This is a genomic window from Polystyrenella longa, from assembly GCF_007750395.1.
Classification (GTDB): Bacteria; Planctomycetota; Planctomycetia; order Planctomycetales; family Planctomycetaceae; genus Polystyrenella; species Polystyrenella longa.
On record NZ_CP036281.1, the window covers coordinates 4,209,997 to 4,224,762 of the forward strand.

Genomic DNA, 14,766 nt, shown 5'->3' on the forward strand with positions numbered 1-14,766 from the left:
AGCACACTTCACATGACAGGTTGGGCAATGAAATGTCTGGCCTGTGTGACCACCGATAAGCTGAACTGACCCGCTCCTGCGTCTGCTCTAATACTCAGGCTGCTGGTTCTGGAATCACCTCGAAATCCAAAGGACCTAATTATGCTGGTAAATTCAAAACATCGAATTAACCAGAATTCCACCTCACGCCGCGGTCAAGCTGCGGGAATCTGGATCATGGGATTCGCCTTTTTTGCCACCCTGATGATTGCAGTGACCCTGCTTCTTCCCTCTGCGGCAGAATCGGGACCGACTGAAATCACCACGAATTCGGCGGAGATCGTCACCCCTCAACCAGCAGTGAACGAGCCGGCGAACTCCGCTCCCAACTTCACCGCTCCTGTGACGACTCTTGTTACGGAACCGGGTAGTGAACCGTTCATTTCTTCTGAACCCGCTGCTCCTACCAAGTCGCTGCAGAGTCAAATTGACGCACACCTGGCCGTCGGCGAATTCGCTCCGGCACTGGAGCTGGCGGACAAAGCCGAGACGCCTGTCGCCAAAACGAAAATGGTGTCACAAGTCGCGATGGCTCAAATTAAAACAGGCGATACCAAAGCCGCGTTGAATTCAGTTAGCCGAATTCCTGTTCCTGAAATTCGCGAGAAAATCACCGAGTCCGTCGTTCGGGAAACCCGCACTCAGAATCAAGCCGCCGGGGGAGCCCAAGCCGACTTTAGTAGCTTGATCAATCTGATCCAAACATCCGTCGGTGAATGGGAAGAGACCGGCGAAGGTAGTGGAACGATTCAGCCGTTCGACTCCCAGGCAGGTGGTATCTCTGTTGATCCCAATGGATTGCTGGCCCACCTGACTGTTGAGGAAAAAGAAGGCCGTTTGAAAGCACTTGGTTTCCAAGCCCGTAAAGCGGACCTCAACGAAGACATGGCCGAGATCAGCCAACTTCGTCTGGTCTCTCTGACTCGTCTCGAACGCGAAGTCGCCAACCGTATGGCGGCTGGCGAAGCCATTCCCGAATCCATGAAACGACTTGCGGGACTGCACTCCATTCAATACTTGTTTGTCTATCCCGCAGACGGGGAAGTCATCCTTGCTGGTCCGGCTGAAGGCTGGGAATACAATTCACAGAATCAAGCTGTCGGTTCCTCCACCGGAGAGCCAACCCTGCATCTGGATGACCTCGTCACTGTCTTGCGAACGTTTTCCGATGATGGTCTTCAAAAGTTCCGCTGTCTCATTGCCCCTCGTCAGGAAGGACTGAAACAACTCAAAGCTTATGTCGATTCCACCTCTGGTGCTCCACTGAAACCGGGGACTGTTGGCCGCTGGGTCAAAAACCTGGAGCACGAGCTGGGACGCCAGGACACTGTCTTCGAAGGAATTCCGGCTGACTCCCGTGTCGCCCGCGTCATTATTGAAGCAGACTACCGCCTGAAAATGATCGGTGTTGGTAAGCTGAAAGGTGCCCCCGGCATGGCGAGCTACTTCGACCTGATGTCCGATAAAGATGCCCGCGACGCTTCCAGCCTGACTGCTTTACGTTGGTGGCTGACCCTCAAATGCGATGCGATCCGGCATTCAGACGATCATGCTGTTCACGAACTGGTTGGTTCCTCAGTCCAATGTCTGTCTGAGAACGAACTCGTGAATCAGAATGGCGAACGGGTTCACACTTGGAAGTCTTCTGCCTCCAACGAGGAATTCGCCCGACGCTTTACTGAAAACTATGAGCAACTGGCTGATCAGCAACTCGTCTTCGCTGACCTGCAGAACATCTTCGACCTCTCTCTGGTTGCCAGTATTCTCAATCAGAAAAAGTTGGATGACATCGCCGGTTGGGACTACGGAGTCTTTGCCGCCAATGGCTCTTACGAACCGGCCATATATAATGTGCCGCGTGAAATCGATTCTGTTGGCGACCATCGCGTCTTCAAAAACCGCGAAATTGCTGTTCAGGTCGCTGGTGGTGTGACTGTCGATGCGAGCGAACTGGTCCTCAACCGGGAGATCACGAAAGAAGCTCCGCAGATGAAAAATGTCGCGGATGCACATCGATCTGCTCTTCCCGAGAATCGCTGGTGGTGGGACGCCGCCGCGAAGTAGGGCAAAGTGACAACGGATACAGAAGAAGACGAGGTGGGAAAATTCTTGCCTCGTCTTTTTGTTTTCGAGCTACTGTGAAAGATGCACAGCGGGATAGACTCTGTCAGTTTTCGCTGGCAGATATATCTCCCTGAACCAGACAGGATTGCAGCCTCTCTGTCAGGGTGAAGGCAGTCCAAGCAGGCGTGTCTGGTTGACGCTGAAGAGCGTCCAGATTACAACAGCAGCAATCTGTCTCTTTCCCCTGGGTGTACCCTGCGTACGATCCGATTTGGCGACTCTTCATTTTTCGCTCTAATTGGTTACAAAATAAGAGTTTAACGCATAAGCCCGCCTTTCGTCTTCCTCTTTAAATTATCTCTGAACCAGCAAGGGTCGGAATCGGATGGTTACCCCATCCACTGGAAAAACGTAATGACTCAACTGACGCAAAAAGATCTAGAAGAACGGAATCAACAACTCGAGGAACGCACCCCTCAGGAATTGATCCGTTGGGCCAAAGATGTCTTTGGAAGCCGATTGGCGGCTATTTCCGCCATGCAGTCGGCAGGATCAATCGTCTGTTGCATGATGGGTCAGATGAAGTTGAACATTCCCGTTCTCTTCGTCGACACGGGTGTGCTGTTTCAGGAGACCTTGGATACGCGTGACCGAATCCAGAAAGAGTATGGATTGGAAATCGTTACGTTGAGTCCCAAGCAAACGATGGCGGAACAAATTCAGGAAAAGGGCGTTCTCTACCTTTCTCCGGAAGGCCAGGAAGTCTGCTGTGATTTACGGAAGACCGAACCGCTGCATGCCGTTGCCGACCAGTACGACGGAATCATCAGCAGTCTGCGTAGAGGCGACGGTGGAAAACGGGCGAAAATGCCGATTCTTTCTGTCGACCCGAAGATGAACTGCATCCGCATTAACCCGCTCGCCACGTTCTCCAATGAGCAGATGGAAGAGTTCTCCGCGAACAATAATGTCATCACAAACCCGTTGCACGATCAAGGTTATCCCACGATTGGATGTAATCGCTGCACGACTCCTGTTCTCCCTGATGAACCGAAACGAGCCGGTCGCTGGCGACATCTTGGTCCCTGGTCGATGTACTGCGGAATTAATGCCACCGACGTCGAAGGGGGTACCGAAGGGAAGGTCGATCTCTCGCTTGATCTGATCGACCGTATCCTGGGTCGAGAAACCGACTACGTCATCTAAATCTTGTCCAAGATTTGTGTCACTGCTACTGGACCCAAACAGTTCTAGAAAACATGGTTTTGCGCGCCAGAATCTGTCACGTTTAAATGTGATACACGATGGAAAAATTCCTCATTTGGGCCAGAATAACCGGCAATGATTTCTGGTTTAGCTTTGTCGACTCGCTTATTGTGCCGGCCTGTTTTATCGTTTATAGTTGAATAGATCGACAGGAAAGGAACGGCCCTCACTCCGTTCCCGAGTGCAGTTTCAATCTGTACCCGCATGCCTCTCGCCCCACCTGCTTCATCGTACACCCGCCTCAAGTAAAAGGTTGATAAAATGGCATCATTTAACCGCCGCGATTTTCTGAAAAACGGTACCGCTCTGGCTGCCGGGCTGAGCCTGTTCGGTTCCGCTAGTACATCTTTGATGGCCGCGGACAAAAAGCCGCTTTATTCTGTTTCCCTGGCGGAATGGTCTCTACACAGAGCGATTAAAGCAGGAAAGATTAATCATCTCGACTTCGCGAAAATCACCAAAAATGATTTCGATATCGACGCGGTTGAGTACGTCAACCAGTTCTTCAAAGACCAGGCGAAGGATACCAAGTACCTCACCGAAATGAAAAACCGTGCCGAAGGTGAAGGAGTCAAAAGCCTGTTGATCATGATCGACGGCGAAGGGGCTCTGGGCGACGCAGATGATGCCAAACGAACTCAAGCGATCGAAAATCATTACAAATGGGTCGAAGCCGCCAAGTTTCTCGGGTGTCATTCGATCCGGGTGAATGCCAGCAGCACTTCCAATTATGAAGAGTCCCAGAAGTTGGCCGCCGATGGCCTGGGCCGACTCACTGAATTCGGTACCGAGCACGGCATTGGAATCATCGTCGAGAATCATGGTGGACTCTCTTCGAACGGTGCCTGGCTTAGTGGCGTAATGAAGCTGGTTGACAATAAAAATTGCGGCACTCTACCCGACTTCGGAAACTTCGCCTTGAACCGGGAACGGGACGAATGGTACGACCGTTACATCGGTGTTCGTCAGCTGATGCCCTATGCCAAAGCCGTCTCCGCCAAATCACATGACTTCGATGAATCTGGCGAAGAGATTAATACGGACTACTACAACATGATGAAAATAGTGGTCGACGCGGGATACAACGGGTACGTCGGGATTGAATATGAAGGCGCGAACCTCAGTGAACCGGAAGGCATCAAAGCCACAAAAGCATTGCTCGATCGCGTTCGCGATGAACTCGCCGGTTAAGCTAAACAGAGCTCGTTCATGTACCTATCTTGATAGGACGTGATGATCAAATAAGAAAACCGTTTGAAGTCAAAAGGCTTCAAACGGTTTTTTAATTGTTGCGAGCGATTGATTGAGATGAAGTCAGGCGGGCTTCGCCGGTTCTCGAACGATGACTGGTTTCGGACAGCAATTCAGTGGGCAGACATCATGGTTGGCAGGAAATTGACCGATGGCTCTTTTTTCTTCTCGATCCGAAATGCGTTCTTCAATCAGATCTACCCAGCAGCGAATCATCTCGGGATGCGTGCCGACTGTTTCGGCTCGTTCCATCTGCATGCCCAGCTTTTCGCACAACTCTTTGGCTTCGATGTCCAGATCGAACATGACCTCCATATGGTCCGATAGAAAGCCGACGGGATAGATGACAACATTGTTCACACCCTGCCTGTGTAGTTCTTCAAGGTGCTCAAGCACATCGGGTTCCAACCACGGATCTTGCGGTCGACCGCTGCGACTCTGGTAAACCAAATCCTGACGATCGTGCGGCCAATCAAGCTGTTCGCAAACAAGACGGCAAGTTTCCTGCAGCTGTTTTTCGTAATCAGACGTACTCGACATGGAGAAGGGAATGCTGTGAGCAGTGAAAACCAAACGAATTTCTTCGCGATCCGTCCCCTTGCTGGTCAATTGCTCAATAGCTGAGGCCACGCGATCGCAGCTTGCATTAATAAACTGCGGGTGATTGTAAAATACGCGTAATTTATCAACCTGAGGCGCGTTCTCTCCGACCAGTTCTTGAGCGTCTTGAATATTTTCGCGGTACTGGCGACAACCGGAGTAAGAGCTGCAGCTGGAAAGCACGATCGAGAGTACCCGTTCGATACCGTCTGCCTTCATTTGTTCCATGGTGTCGGTCAACAGGGGATGCCAGTTTCGATTGCCCCAATAGACTGGAAGATCAATTCCGGAATTTTGGAGGGCCGGTTTCAGCGCGGCGAGCAGTTGGCGGCAGTGCTCGTTAATCGGGCTCACTCCATCGAAATGGTAATAATGCTCGGCCACTTCCAACATCCGTTCCCGGGGAACCCGTTTGCCGCGGAGGACGTTTTCCAGGAAGGGAAGGACGTCCTCCCGTTTTTCGGGTCCGCCGAAACCGACCAGTAGTAATGCCTGATAATCTGTGGTCACCTGTTATGCCTGCCTCTCGATGCTGGTTTTCATCCGGTATGCGGGTAATCGCCCCTTCCAGGAGGCCATTTCATCCTGGTGGCGAATCATTATTTACGTCCTAACTCGTGGTTATCTCTGATTTTAGTCTTCTGTAGTGGTCCGGCAACAGACTGATCCCAGTTTTTCCTGACCTCACTCGTGAACGTATATCTGATTTCAAAGTGGCGTGTTTGGCGCATTTCGAATTGAGAGTCGAATCCCCACACTCTAAAATCCAATTAGGAAGCATGCTATCATTCGACCGGATGGTTTGCTGCACGCCGAGTTGCTATTACACCAATGTTATACACATTCATGTTTTACAGAGAATAGATAGATACTATGTGGGTACGCAAATGGGAACGTGATCAGGCGATGGGAGTCGATTCTCCTGTCCCGACACAAGCAGTTTCCAATGAAGAATTTCTCCCCCGACCGCAGAACGCTCAGCAGAAGTCCTGGGAAAAAAGAATCGGCGAAATTGCCGAAGAAAAATCGCGGCGAGTCGGTCTTTCGCGGCGTGACTTCATGCGGAGCAGTATGGGGTTGGCCACTGCTTTCTTGGCGGCCAACGAAGTCTTCGGTCCGTATTGGCAAGTGGATGCAGCAGAGACAGAAGATGCTGCGTTAACTGCCGAGAAACATCCCGAACATGAGTACTTCATCTTTGATGTGCAAACGCACTTCACAGACGGATTCACCTTTCCCTTCCGGGGTGCCGAGTTCTTGAAAAACATCGGTGTCACGCTCGATAACGACGCTGACGCTTACAGCTTTCAGAATTTCGTCAAAGAGATCTTCCTGGACAGTGAAACAGACATGGCCGTGATCTCGGGAGTCCCGGGTAAAGAAGATCAACGCGCCGACGATGGAAAGGTTCTGGAAGGACGTGCCCGAGGCGGAGGATATCTTCCCAGCTGGCTCATGGCCGAACGACGTAATGAACTGAACGAGCTGGCGAAATCGCAACGGGTTTTCAGCCAGGGCAACTGTGCTCCGAACCACTACTGGGACCAGAAAACGAAAACTCAGGATCAGACAGCCTTGTTCGAGCAGATTGAACGGGAAATTAAAAACTACAAGATCGACAGTTGGAAATGGTACTGCCACACCGACCCCGGCCGGTCGGGCGATGGCTTTCGGATGGATGACGAAAAGCTCACTTACCCGTTCTACGAGAAATCGCGGGACCTGGGGCTGAAGACTTTTAGTATTCATAAAGGTTATGCTGCCCAATCGAAAACCCTTGGACATTACGCGCACCCGGGTGATATCGAAAAAGCGGCTCTCGATTTTCCGGACCTGAATTTTATCTGCTATCACAGCGCGATCAAACATGGACCAAGTGAGCCTGCCTTCCACGAACCGGAGTTCTTCAACCCGGAAACGGGCGACTTCGCCTGGCATGCGGACTTGATGAAAATCAAAGAGCGAAATCCACAGATGGATAACGTTTACGTCGAGATCGGGTCTGCCTTTTCGACATTGTTGGTGACTCATCCCGTCATGTGTCAGCATTTGATTGGACGAAACATTAAAATGTACGGCGTGGATCGAGTCCTCTGGGGTACGGACTGCCTCTGGTGGGGTTCTCCTCAATGGTTAATTGATGCCTTCAAACGGTTCCAGATCACAGATGAACTTTGTGAGAAGTTTGGCTACACGAAATTAACCCGTGAAGACAAAGCTAAAATCTTTGGTTTGAACGGAGCCAAACTGTACGGCTTCGAGCCCCCTGCGAATCGACTGCAATTGCCGGAGGACACACTTGATCGCCTCAAGACTGTCTATCGGGGCGAAGGTGGCCATCGTGAGAACAACGCCTATGGTTGGGTGCGAGAGGAGAAAAAAGCATGACCGGTAGTGAATACGCCTCTCCTGACGATAACGATCAGTTCGAGCAGCTTCCTGCAGAGCTCTCCATGGACGAAACGGATATCAACCTAAGGGCATATTTGTCTCGACTCACGGATGATCATTTGCAACAATATCAGCCTGACTGGAGTGATAAGAAGGTGATCGAGTGGGACGGAAACTTCCGGAACAATGGTAACCTGATGCTCGTCTGCTGCGAACGCGATGTCGATGTATCTGAGTTCCGTCGGGTTCTCGAAGAACATATCCAGTTTCGTACACTTTCCAACCCTGCGAAATAAATAGGAATGGAAGTTCAGCAACCTTCATTCAGTAAAACATTCCAGACAAGTTAAAAAACATTTCCAACCAAGGGTACATCAATGATTTTCAGCTGTTTGAAATCTGAAGAACTATCGCACTCCGTTCGAATGCTCACCCACAGGTTCGTCCTCCTTGGGCTGTTGGTCATGTTTTGCTTGCCTCAAAGTGCACGCGCCGAAGAATTGAAACCACCCGCAATCGGTGCCCAGGTTCCTGATGTTCCTCTCGTCGACATCTATCGGCGAGAACGGACTCTAAGTGACAGCCAAGGTAAACAGGCGATTGTACTTGCCGTCTTGGGAGTCGATTGTCCATTAGCTAATTTATATATTCCACGTCTGAATGAAATGCATGCTGAGTACGCCTCCAAGGGGGTGCAGTTCGCAGTGATTAACTCTAACCCGCAAGATACGATGGTGCAGGTCGCCGCGCATGCGCTGGAAACGAAGATGACTTTCCCTGTCCTCAAGGACTTCGAACAGAAGGCGTTGAATGCACTGGGTGCCAAACGGACCCCTGAAGTTTTCCTTCTCGATGGGGATTTTAAGATTCGTTATCACGGGCGTATCGATGATCAGTTCACAATTTCACATCGACGGCCAGAACCACAACGTCTCGACCTGAAAATCGCAATCGATGAGTTACTGGCGGGGGACGAGATCACCGTAACAGAAACTAATCCTCATGGTTGCCTGATACCCCGATGGGAAGATCAGTTGCCTCGGGAGGAAATTACTTACGCATCGCACATCGCCAAGTTATTTGACAATAAATGTTACCGCTGCCATCGCGAAGGGCAGGTTGGCCCGTTTGCACTGGAGGATTATCGCGACGCCAAAACCTGGGCGGAACCGATCTATGAAGCGGTTGTCGAACAACGCATGCCTCCCTGGCACGCCGAAGATGGTATTCATTCCTTTCTTAACAATCGCAGTTTGACTCAGACCGAGATTGAACAGGTTGTCAAATGGGTCAAAGCCGACTGTCCGTCCGGAAACCTTGAACAGGTCCCGGAGAAACCAGTAGTTGACGACGAGTGGTCGATTGGAATACCTGATCTGGTCATCGAGATGCCTCGCGAAGAGCAAGTTCCTTCAACGGGCGTGGTTCCCTATCGTTACCAGACAGCGGAACTTTCGTTTGATGAAGATGTCTGGGTTCAAGCGGCAGAAGCGCGACCGGGAACAACGGAAGTCGTCCATCACATTCTGGCGTATATCAACACTCCGCGCCGAGATGGTGAAGGAAACGTAAAAAAAGGATTCGACTTTTTTGGTCGCGATGGCAGTGTGGGACTGCTGGTTGGTTGGGCTCCCGGCGATATGCCTCAGATTTATCCAGAAGGGTATGCGAGAAAAATTCCGAAAGGTTCGCAGATCGTTTTTGAACTACATTACACTCCAGACGGAGTCGCCCGAACGGACCGTTCTTCAGTCGCAATCAAATTCACGAAAGAACCGCCACAGCATGAAATCCGTACCAATTTCATGGCTCAAACCAAGATCGAGATTCCGGCACACCGCTTCCGCCATCAGGATTCTCAATCATTCACCTTCCGAAAAGAGGCCCGCATTATTAGCCTGATGCCACACATGCACTGGCGAGGTTTGAGTGCGGATTATTTCCTGGAATACCCGGATGGAACTAAAAAAGAAGTGATGTCTGTCCCCTATTACGACTTCAACTGGCAAAGCATCTATCGGTTTGAAAATCCGCTGGAGGTTCCTCCAGGTACCAAGCTGACAGTCGTCGGTACCTGGGACAACACCGCCGATAACCCGAACAATCCGGATCCGTCGAAGACTGTCTATTGGGGGCAACAAACGTGGGAAGAAATGCTCGCCGGATGGGTCGATTATGTATATGTCGATTCTGATGCCGTAAAGACATCTGCTGTCGAAAAGCCGACAGAGTAAAGGCATCGCGCGAACGGAACAGTGGGGATTTCCACCGCGATACTGGACCTATTATTCCGTTGGTAAATGCGCTTTGATCCAGTCGACAGCATGAGGCACATAGTCGAGCGGTAGCTTATGGCCCGACTCGAAGAATTGTAGTTGATGATGCTCACCCGTCATCAAGTTCTTTAACGCGATCGCGTTCGCTTCAGGACATAGCGGGTCGGTTTTTCCCATCAGCATCAGGAAAGGCCGACTTTCCAATGCAGGCACAAAGTTTTCGGGAGCGATGTAAGTAACTCCATAGTTACTCGATGCCGGAACGACACAGCAGACGGAGGCTTTGATTCGCTCGTCCGCGCCCATCAGCATGAAAGAGTGCGTTCCCCCCATACTGTAACCTACCAGCCCGATACGGTCTGGATCAATTTCTTCGCGCTGTTGCAGATAGTCGAGCGCCCGCCGATAGTCGCGTACCGTTTGCACGTAGATCTCACTCAGCGCAAAATAATTCTGTCGAGCTTCACCCTCGGGAGGGGCGTAAACATTCACAGGGGCATAATCATTGACTGCAATCCGGTCTCCGTGCGCTTGTGCATCCATTGCAAAGACTGCGTACCCGGAATCGAGAAGTGCTTGCCTTACGTTGCCGCCACTGAGATAACCTCCCTCTTTCCACCAACTCTCTTTGGAACCAGACCAACCGTGTAACAGCAGGACCAAGGGAACTTTACCTACTGCCTGCGTTGGTATTTCCAGATAGGACGAACACCAGAAACCCTGTGTTCCCCGAAAGACAATTTTCTCTTTGACCGTGCCAAGCTTCTGGTCCTCCTGCCTCGCCACCGTTCGGGCATCCAATGGAATTTTTGCATCGTAGTCCAGGAATTCGAGGCAGAGTTGATGCACTTCGGGGGAAGGGAGCGATAACCTGACTTCTTCTTCCGCAGCGAGGGTCCCTTTCCAAGCGAGAGGATTGCACACAGCTACGAGAATCAGGACAATAGCCCAGACAGACCATTCGTTTTGAGAGACAATTGAACGGGCTGATTTCCAAAGAGAGAAGGACATTAGCGAACTTCATTTATTCTGGAGTGTGACGGGCAGTACGAATTAACAAGCCGTACAGAAAAATGGGCTTAACAGAACAACAAGTCGTGGCAGAGACAGAATTCCTGTTACCATCGTAATCAGGTTTCCATCGTACACTGACGGACGGACGATATGCTACAGTTGACAGAGCTTACGAAGACATTCACGCGACCGGGCGAATCGGATCTGGTCGCGGTCAATAAACTGTCGTTCGAAGTCGCAGCAGGCGAAGTCTATGGATTGCTCGGTCCCAACGGAGCAGGTAAGACGACCACCTTGCGAATGGTTCTTGGATTACTGAAACCGACTTCCGGAGACGCCTGTGTTGAAGGTCATTCCGCCACCACGGACCCGGAAGAAGTGAAACGACAGATCGGCCTCGTCTCCGCCAGTGCCGGGCTCTATCAGTGGTTGACCCCCCGGGAAATGCTCTATTTCTTCGCCGACCTGTACTCGGTTCCCCAAGAGCAGATCGAGGTGAAGCTTCAATCACTTGCCGACCTGCTCGACTTGCGCCGGTTTCTTGACCAACGAAGTTCGACCCTCAGCACAGGCCAGAAACAACGAGTTAATCTGGCACGAGCCTTGATTCATGATCCCCCCGTGATGTTGCTTGATGAACCGACACGAGGACTCGACATTGTCGGCACGAAAGTCATCTTCGATTATGTCGGTCACTTGCGAGACATGGGAAAGACGGTCATCGTCTGCACGCATCGTCTTGACGAAGCGGAACGGATCTGTGATCGTTTCGGCCTGCTCTATTTTGGTCGGCTGAAATACGAAGGTACCATTCAAGCGCTTCGTGAGGAGACTGGAGAGAAATCGCTCGTCGATATGTTCCTTAAGCTGATGCAGGAAAAACAAACGATGACCGCCTGAACATGACGACGGCGAATGAATTGGTTAGACTTAAATCACTACGCCCGCATCCAACTATTTTCGACAACGGAGTGATCGACGATGAAATCAGGGATCTCGATTGGCTACTTCTGCCTAATCGTCATGCTGCCATTCCTCTGCACCGGCTGCCGACCCGGAGACGACGATCAGATTCCACTCACAGAGACGCTCCGCATTCCCATGCCGACGGCGGGTCCCAAATCGCTCGATCCGGTGCAGGGAAGCACCGCCTATGAAAACATGGCGGCAAGCCAGGTTTACGAAACGCTCTTTCAGTACAAGTATCTGAAACGGCCCTTCGAGCTTGAGCCGCTCCTCCTCGTCGAAATGCCGGAAGTCTCTGAGGATGGGAAGGTCTATCATTTTGAGCTGAAACAGGGAGTCTTTTTTCATGATGACCCCTGCTTTCCCAATGGCAAAGGACGTGAAATCGTCGCGCAGGACGTGATCTATTCCTGGAAACGCATGGCTGATCAGTCACAGAATCCGAAAAGCTGGTGGCTATTTGAAAATACGATTGTCGGGTTTGACGAACTGCGGGAAGAACAGACGGCTCGGTTCAAGGCAGGTGAGCCTTTTCAATACGACAAACCGATTGAGGGAATGAAAGTTCTGAACGACTACGAATTCAAGATCATCTTGAAAGAACCGGTGACGCGGTTTATCTGGATTCTCGCAATGTTCCAGACTTCGATCGTTCCGCAGGAAGCAGTCACCACTTACAAAGACCAGTTCAATCGACATCCCGTCGGCACCGGTCCGTACACGCTTGATCCCGATGACTGGCGCACCAATCAGGGAATGACGTTCTACAAGAACCCGAATTATCACCTTTCGACCTATCCCGAAGAGCACATGCCCGAGGATGAGGCAGACGGGCTGACGGCCGATGCGGGTGAAAGGCTTCCTCTGACGGACAAGTTGGAAATGTCTTTCTTCGTCGAAGTGCAACCGATGTGGCTGAAGTTCCAGACAGGCCAACTCGATTTCATCACTGTGCCGCCGGACTATTTCAACAGGGCTTATTTCAAACGGAATCAGGAACTACGCCCCGATTACAAGGAAGCAGACATAACTTCCCAGAAGGTCTCTCTGCTTGATTTTGTATTTACCGGCTTCAACATGGAAGATGAAGTCCTGGGTGGATACACGCCCGAGAAGAAAGCTTTGCGTCAGGCAATCAGCCTGGCAATCGATTTAAATGAAATCAACAACGCGTTTTATCAGGGGACCAACACCGTCTACGACGGCCCGATCCCTCCCGGTATGGCGGGCTACCCGGAAGGGGGCGTCGTGTCTGGCAGTTTTCGAGGTAAAGATCTCAGCCGAGCCCGGGCTAAATTAGCGGAAGCAGGTTACCCGAATGGTAAGGGCTTACCTCCCATAGAATACTACGTCGGTAGGTCAGGTGTCAGCCAGGAACAATCAGAGTTACTGAAACGACAGTTGGCTCAGATTGGAATCAAGCTGAACGTGAACCTCGTTGATTTCGGAACGCTGATCGAGAATGTAAACAGTAAAAAAGCCCCTATGTTCAGTTTCGCCTGGGGCTCTGATTATCCCGATGCGGAAAATAATCTGGCTCTGTTTTACGGCCCCAATGAATCACCTGGAAGTAACCATTACAACTACAAGAATCCGGAATACGACGAGCTATACCGGGAGATACTCTCTCTGCCTCCCTCTCCGGAACGGACAGAAAAGTTTGTGTTGATGCGCGACATGCTTCTCGAAGATGTTCCCTACATTGGTTCCATGGCGCGGCCCCGCTTTTATCTGATTCATCCACGACTGGAGAATGTCAAAGCTACGGAAGTCTTCAGCAACTGGTACAAGTATCTCAATATCAATCCCGAGACACCCCGGCTTGTTATAGATTGACGTCACCGTTCGACTTTCCTTCATCCATTCCCCCAACTCCCCCATAACGACTATTGAGGTTTCCCGATGTGGAGTTATGTGATTCGCCGGATTTTTTACAACATTCCGGTTTATCTGGCGGTCGTGTTATTTGTCATGCTCGCGTTACGAGTGAACGATCCCGTCACGAATTACCTCGGAAAGAATGCCTCCGAGCAGGAGATAGAGACCCAACGACAATCGATGGGGTTGGATCGCCCGTTTTACGAACAGTACTTCAGTTTTCTAGGGGACCTGTTCACACTCAGCTTTGATGAAGAAAGCTGGGGGAACAAAGGGGTCAAGGTTTCGACCATTCTGTCGGACGCAATCGTCCCCAGTCTCTCGTTCACCATCCCCGCTCTGATTATCACTTCGTTAATTTCCACCTGTGTGGGCCTGTTCTGTGCTAGTTTTCGCGGACGTTGGCCAGACCGTCTGGTGGCGATTACCGCCGTTCTGGGAATGAGTGTCAGCCTGCTGGTTTATACGATTCTGGGACAATACTTCGGTGCCTTCTGGCTCACGGTCGAGACCGGTTGGGATCTATTCGCCATCGGCGGATACGAACGGAGCCTGCAAGCCTGGCCTTACTACTGCCTGCTCCCCATTATCATCACCACCACGGTCGCTCTTGGTTATGACGCGCGGTTTTATCGGGCGGTGATGGTGGAAGAGACAAATAAGAACTACATCACCACAGCACGAGCAAAAGGAGCATCGAAAACCCGCGTGATGTTTGGGCACCTGCTGAAAAATGCCATGATTCCCATCACCACTCACATCGCAGCGACCATTCCGTTTCTCATTACAGGGTCTCTGGTGATCGAACAATTCTTTACCATACCGGGGATGGGTCTGACATTAATCCAGGCGGTTCAAAATAACGATTTCCCAATCGTACAGGCATTCACGGCAGTGTTGGCGGGCATTTATATCATCACTAATATTCTGACCGACGTCGTCTACGCCTGGCTCGATCCTCGTATCCGATTGACCTGATGCTGCACCATCGCACCATCGAGATTCCTTTTCAAACAGATAT

11 protein-coding genes are annotated in these 14,766 nt (G+C 51.0%); 9 read left to right on the forward strand and 2 right to left on the reverse strand.

The window, feature by feature from the left end:
• Positions 1-141: 141 nt before the first annotated feature.
• The 3 genes from Pla110_RS15505 to Pla110_RS15515 all read left to right on the forward strand — a co-directional run bounded on the left by Pla110_RS15505 (position 142) and on the right by Pla110_RS15515 (position 4,560).
• Entirely contained in the window at positions 142-2,103 is a 1,962-nt protein-coding gene (locus Pla110_RS15505) for a DUF1598 domain-containing protein (RefSeq protein ID WP_144996835.1), read from the forward strand.
• Positions 2,104-2,517: 414 nt separating this feature from the next.
• On the forward strand, positions 2,518-3,309 hold the full coding sequence (locus Pla110_RS15510) for a phosphoadenylyl-sulfate reductase (RefSeq protein WP_144996837.1): 792 nt from the start codon (positions 2,518-2,520) through the stop codon (positions 3,307-3,309).
• Positions 3,310-3,630: 321 nt separating this feature from the next.
• Entirely contained in the window at positions 3,631-4,560 is a 930-nt protein-coding gene (locus Pla110_RS15515; protein ID WP_144996839.1) for a sugar phosphate isomerase/epimerase family protein, read from the forward strand.
• Positions 4,561-4,683: 123 nt separating this feature from the next.
• Here the strand turns inward: Pla110_RS15515 and Pla110_RS15520 are convergent, their stop codons facing one another.
• Complete coding sequence (locus tag Pla110_RS15520) at positions 4,684-5,730, reverse strand: ferrochelatase (RefSeq protein WP_144996841.1); 1,047 nt, start codon at positions 5,728-5,730, stop codon at positions 4,684-4,686.
• Positions 5,731-6,093: 363 nt separating this feature from the next.
• Between Pla110_RS15520 and Pla110_RS15525 the strand changes: the two genes are divergently transcribed.
• The 3 genes from Pla110_RS15525 to Pla110_RS15535 all read left to right on the forward strand — a co-directional run bounded on the left by Pla110_RS15525 (position 6,094) and on the right by Pla110_RS15535 (position 9,845).
• Positions 6,094-7,608 carry an amidohydrolase family protein gene (locus Pla110_RS15525; RefSeq protein ID WP_144996843.1) on the forward strand — a complete coding sequence of 505 codons (1,515 nt, stop codon included), beginning with the start codon at positions 6,094-6,096 and terminating at the stop codon, positions 7,606-7,608.
• Positions 7,605-7,907: a hypothetical protein gene (locus Pla110_RS15530; protein WP_144996845.1), complete on the forward strand. Its 303-nt coding sequence runs from the start codon at positions 7,605-7,607 to the stop codon at positions 7,905-7,907. The genes Pla110_RS15525 and Pla110_RS15530 overlap by 4 nt, the downstream gene beginning before the upstream one ends.
• Before the next feature lie 168 nt (positions 7,908-8,075).
• Positions 8,076-9,845: a redoxin domain-containing protein gene (locus Pla110_RS15535; protein WP_197440237.1), complete on the forward strand. Its 1,770-nt coding sequence runs from the start codon at positions 8,076-8,078 to the stop codon at positions 9,843-9,845.
• A 51-nt stretch (positions 9,846-9,896) separates the two neighbouring features.
• On the opposite strand, the gene Pla110_RS15540 is transcribed toward Pla110_RS15535, so the two are convergent.
• Entirely contained in the window at positions 9,897-10,898 is a 1,002-nt protein-coding gene (locus Pla110_RS15540) for an alpha/beta hydrolase (protein ID WP_144996849.1), read from the reverse strand.
• 153 nt (positions 10,899-11,051) lie between these two features.
• Between Pla110_RS15540 and Pla110_RS15545 the strand changes: the two genes are divergently transcribed.
• The 3 genes from Pla110_RS15545 to Pla110_RS15555 all read left to right on the forward strand — a co-directional run bounded on the left by Pla110_RS15545 (position 11,052) and on the right by Pla110_RS15555 (position 14,723).
• Complete coding sequence (locus Pla110_RS15545; protein WP_144996851.1) at positions 11,052-11,801, forward strand: ABC transporter ATP-binding protein; 750 nt, start codon at positions 11,052-11,054, stop codon at positions 11,799-11,801.
• 81 nt (positions 11,802-11,882) lie between these two features.
• Positions 11,883-13,703, forward strand: coding sequence for an ABC transporter substrate-binding protein (locus tag Pla110_RS15550; RefSeq protein WP_144996853.1), 1,821 nt, complete (start codon positions 11,883-11,885; stop codon positions 13,701-13,703).
• 66 nt (positions 13,704-13,769) lie between these two features.
• Entirely contained in the window at positions 13,770-14,723 is a 954-nt protein-coding gene (locus Pla110_RS15555; RefSeq protein ID WP_144996855.1) for an ABC transporter permease, read from the forward strand.
• Positions 14,724-14,766 lie beyond the last annotated feature (43 nt).

What these genes read in the sequence shown, in the direction of transcription:
- Pla110_RS15505 (WP_144996835.1), top strand. Translation starts at nt 142, where the DNA reads ATGCTGGTAAATTCAAAACATCGAATTAACCAGAATTCCACCTCACGC.
- Pla110_RS15510 (WP_144996837.1), top strand. Translation starts at nt 2,518, where the DNA reads ATGACTCAACTGACGCAAAAAGATCTAGAAGAACGGAATCAACAACTC.
- Pla110_RS15515 (WP_144996839.1), top strand. Translation starts at nt 3,631, where the DNA reads ATGGCATCATTTAACCGCCGCGATTTTCTGAAAAACGGTACCGCTCTG.
- Pla110_RS15525 (WP_144996843.1), top strand. Translation starts at nt 6,094, where the DNA reads ATGTGGGTACGCAAATGGGAACGTGATCAGGCGATGGGAGTCGATTCT.
- Pla110_RS15530 (WP_144996845.1), top strand. Translation starts at nt 7,605, where the DNA reads ATGACCGGTAGTGAATACGCCTCTCCTGACGATAACGATCAGTTCGAG.
- Pla110_RS15535 (WP_197440237.1), top strand. Translation starts at nt 8,076, where the DNA reads ATGTTTTGCTTGCCTCAAAGTGCACGCGCCGAAGAATTGAAACCACCC.
- Pla110_RS15540 (WP_144996849.1), bottom strand. Translation starts at nt 10,898, where the DNA reads ATGTCCTTCTCTCTTTGGAAATCAGCCCGTTCAATTGTCTCTCAAAAC.
- Pla110_RS15545 (WP_144996851.1), top strand. Translation starts at nt 11,052, where the DNA reads ATGCTACAGTTGACAGAGCTTACGAAGACATTCACGCGACCGGGCGAA.
- Pla110_RS15550 (WP_144996853.1), top strand. Translation starts at nt 11,883, where the DNA reads ATGAAATCAGGGATCTCGATTGGCTACTTCTGCCTAATCGTCATGCTG.
- Pla110_RS15555 (WP_144996855.1), top strand. Translation starts at nt 13,770, where the DNA reads ATGTGGAGTTATGTGATTCGCCGGATTTTTTACAACATTCCGGTTTAT.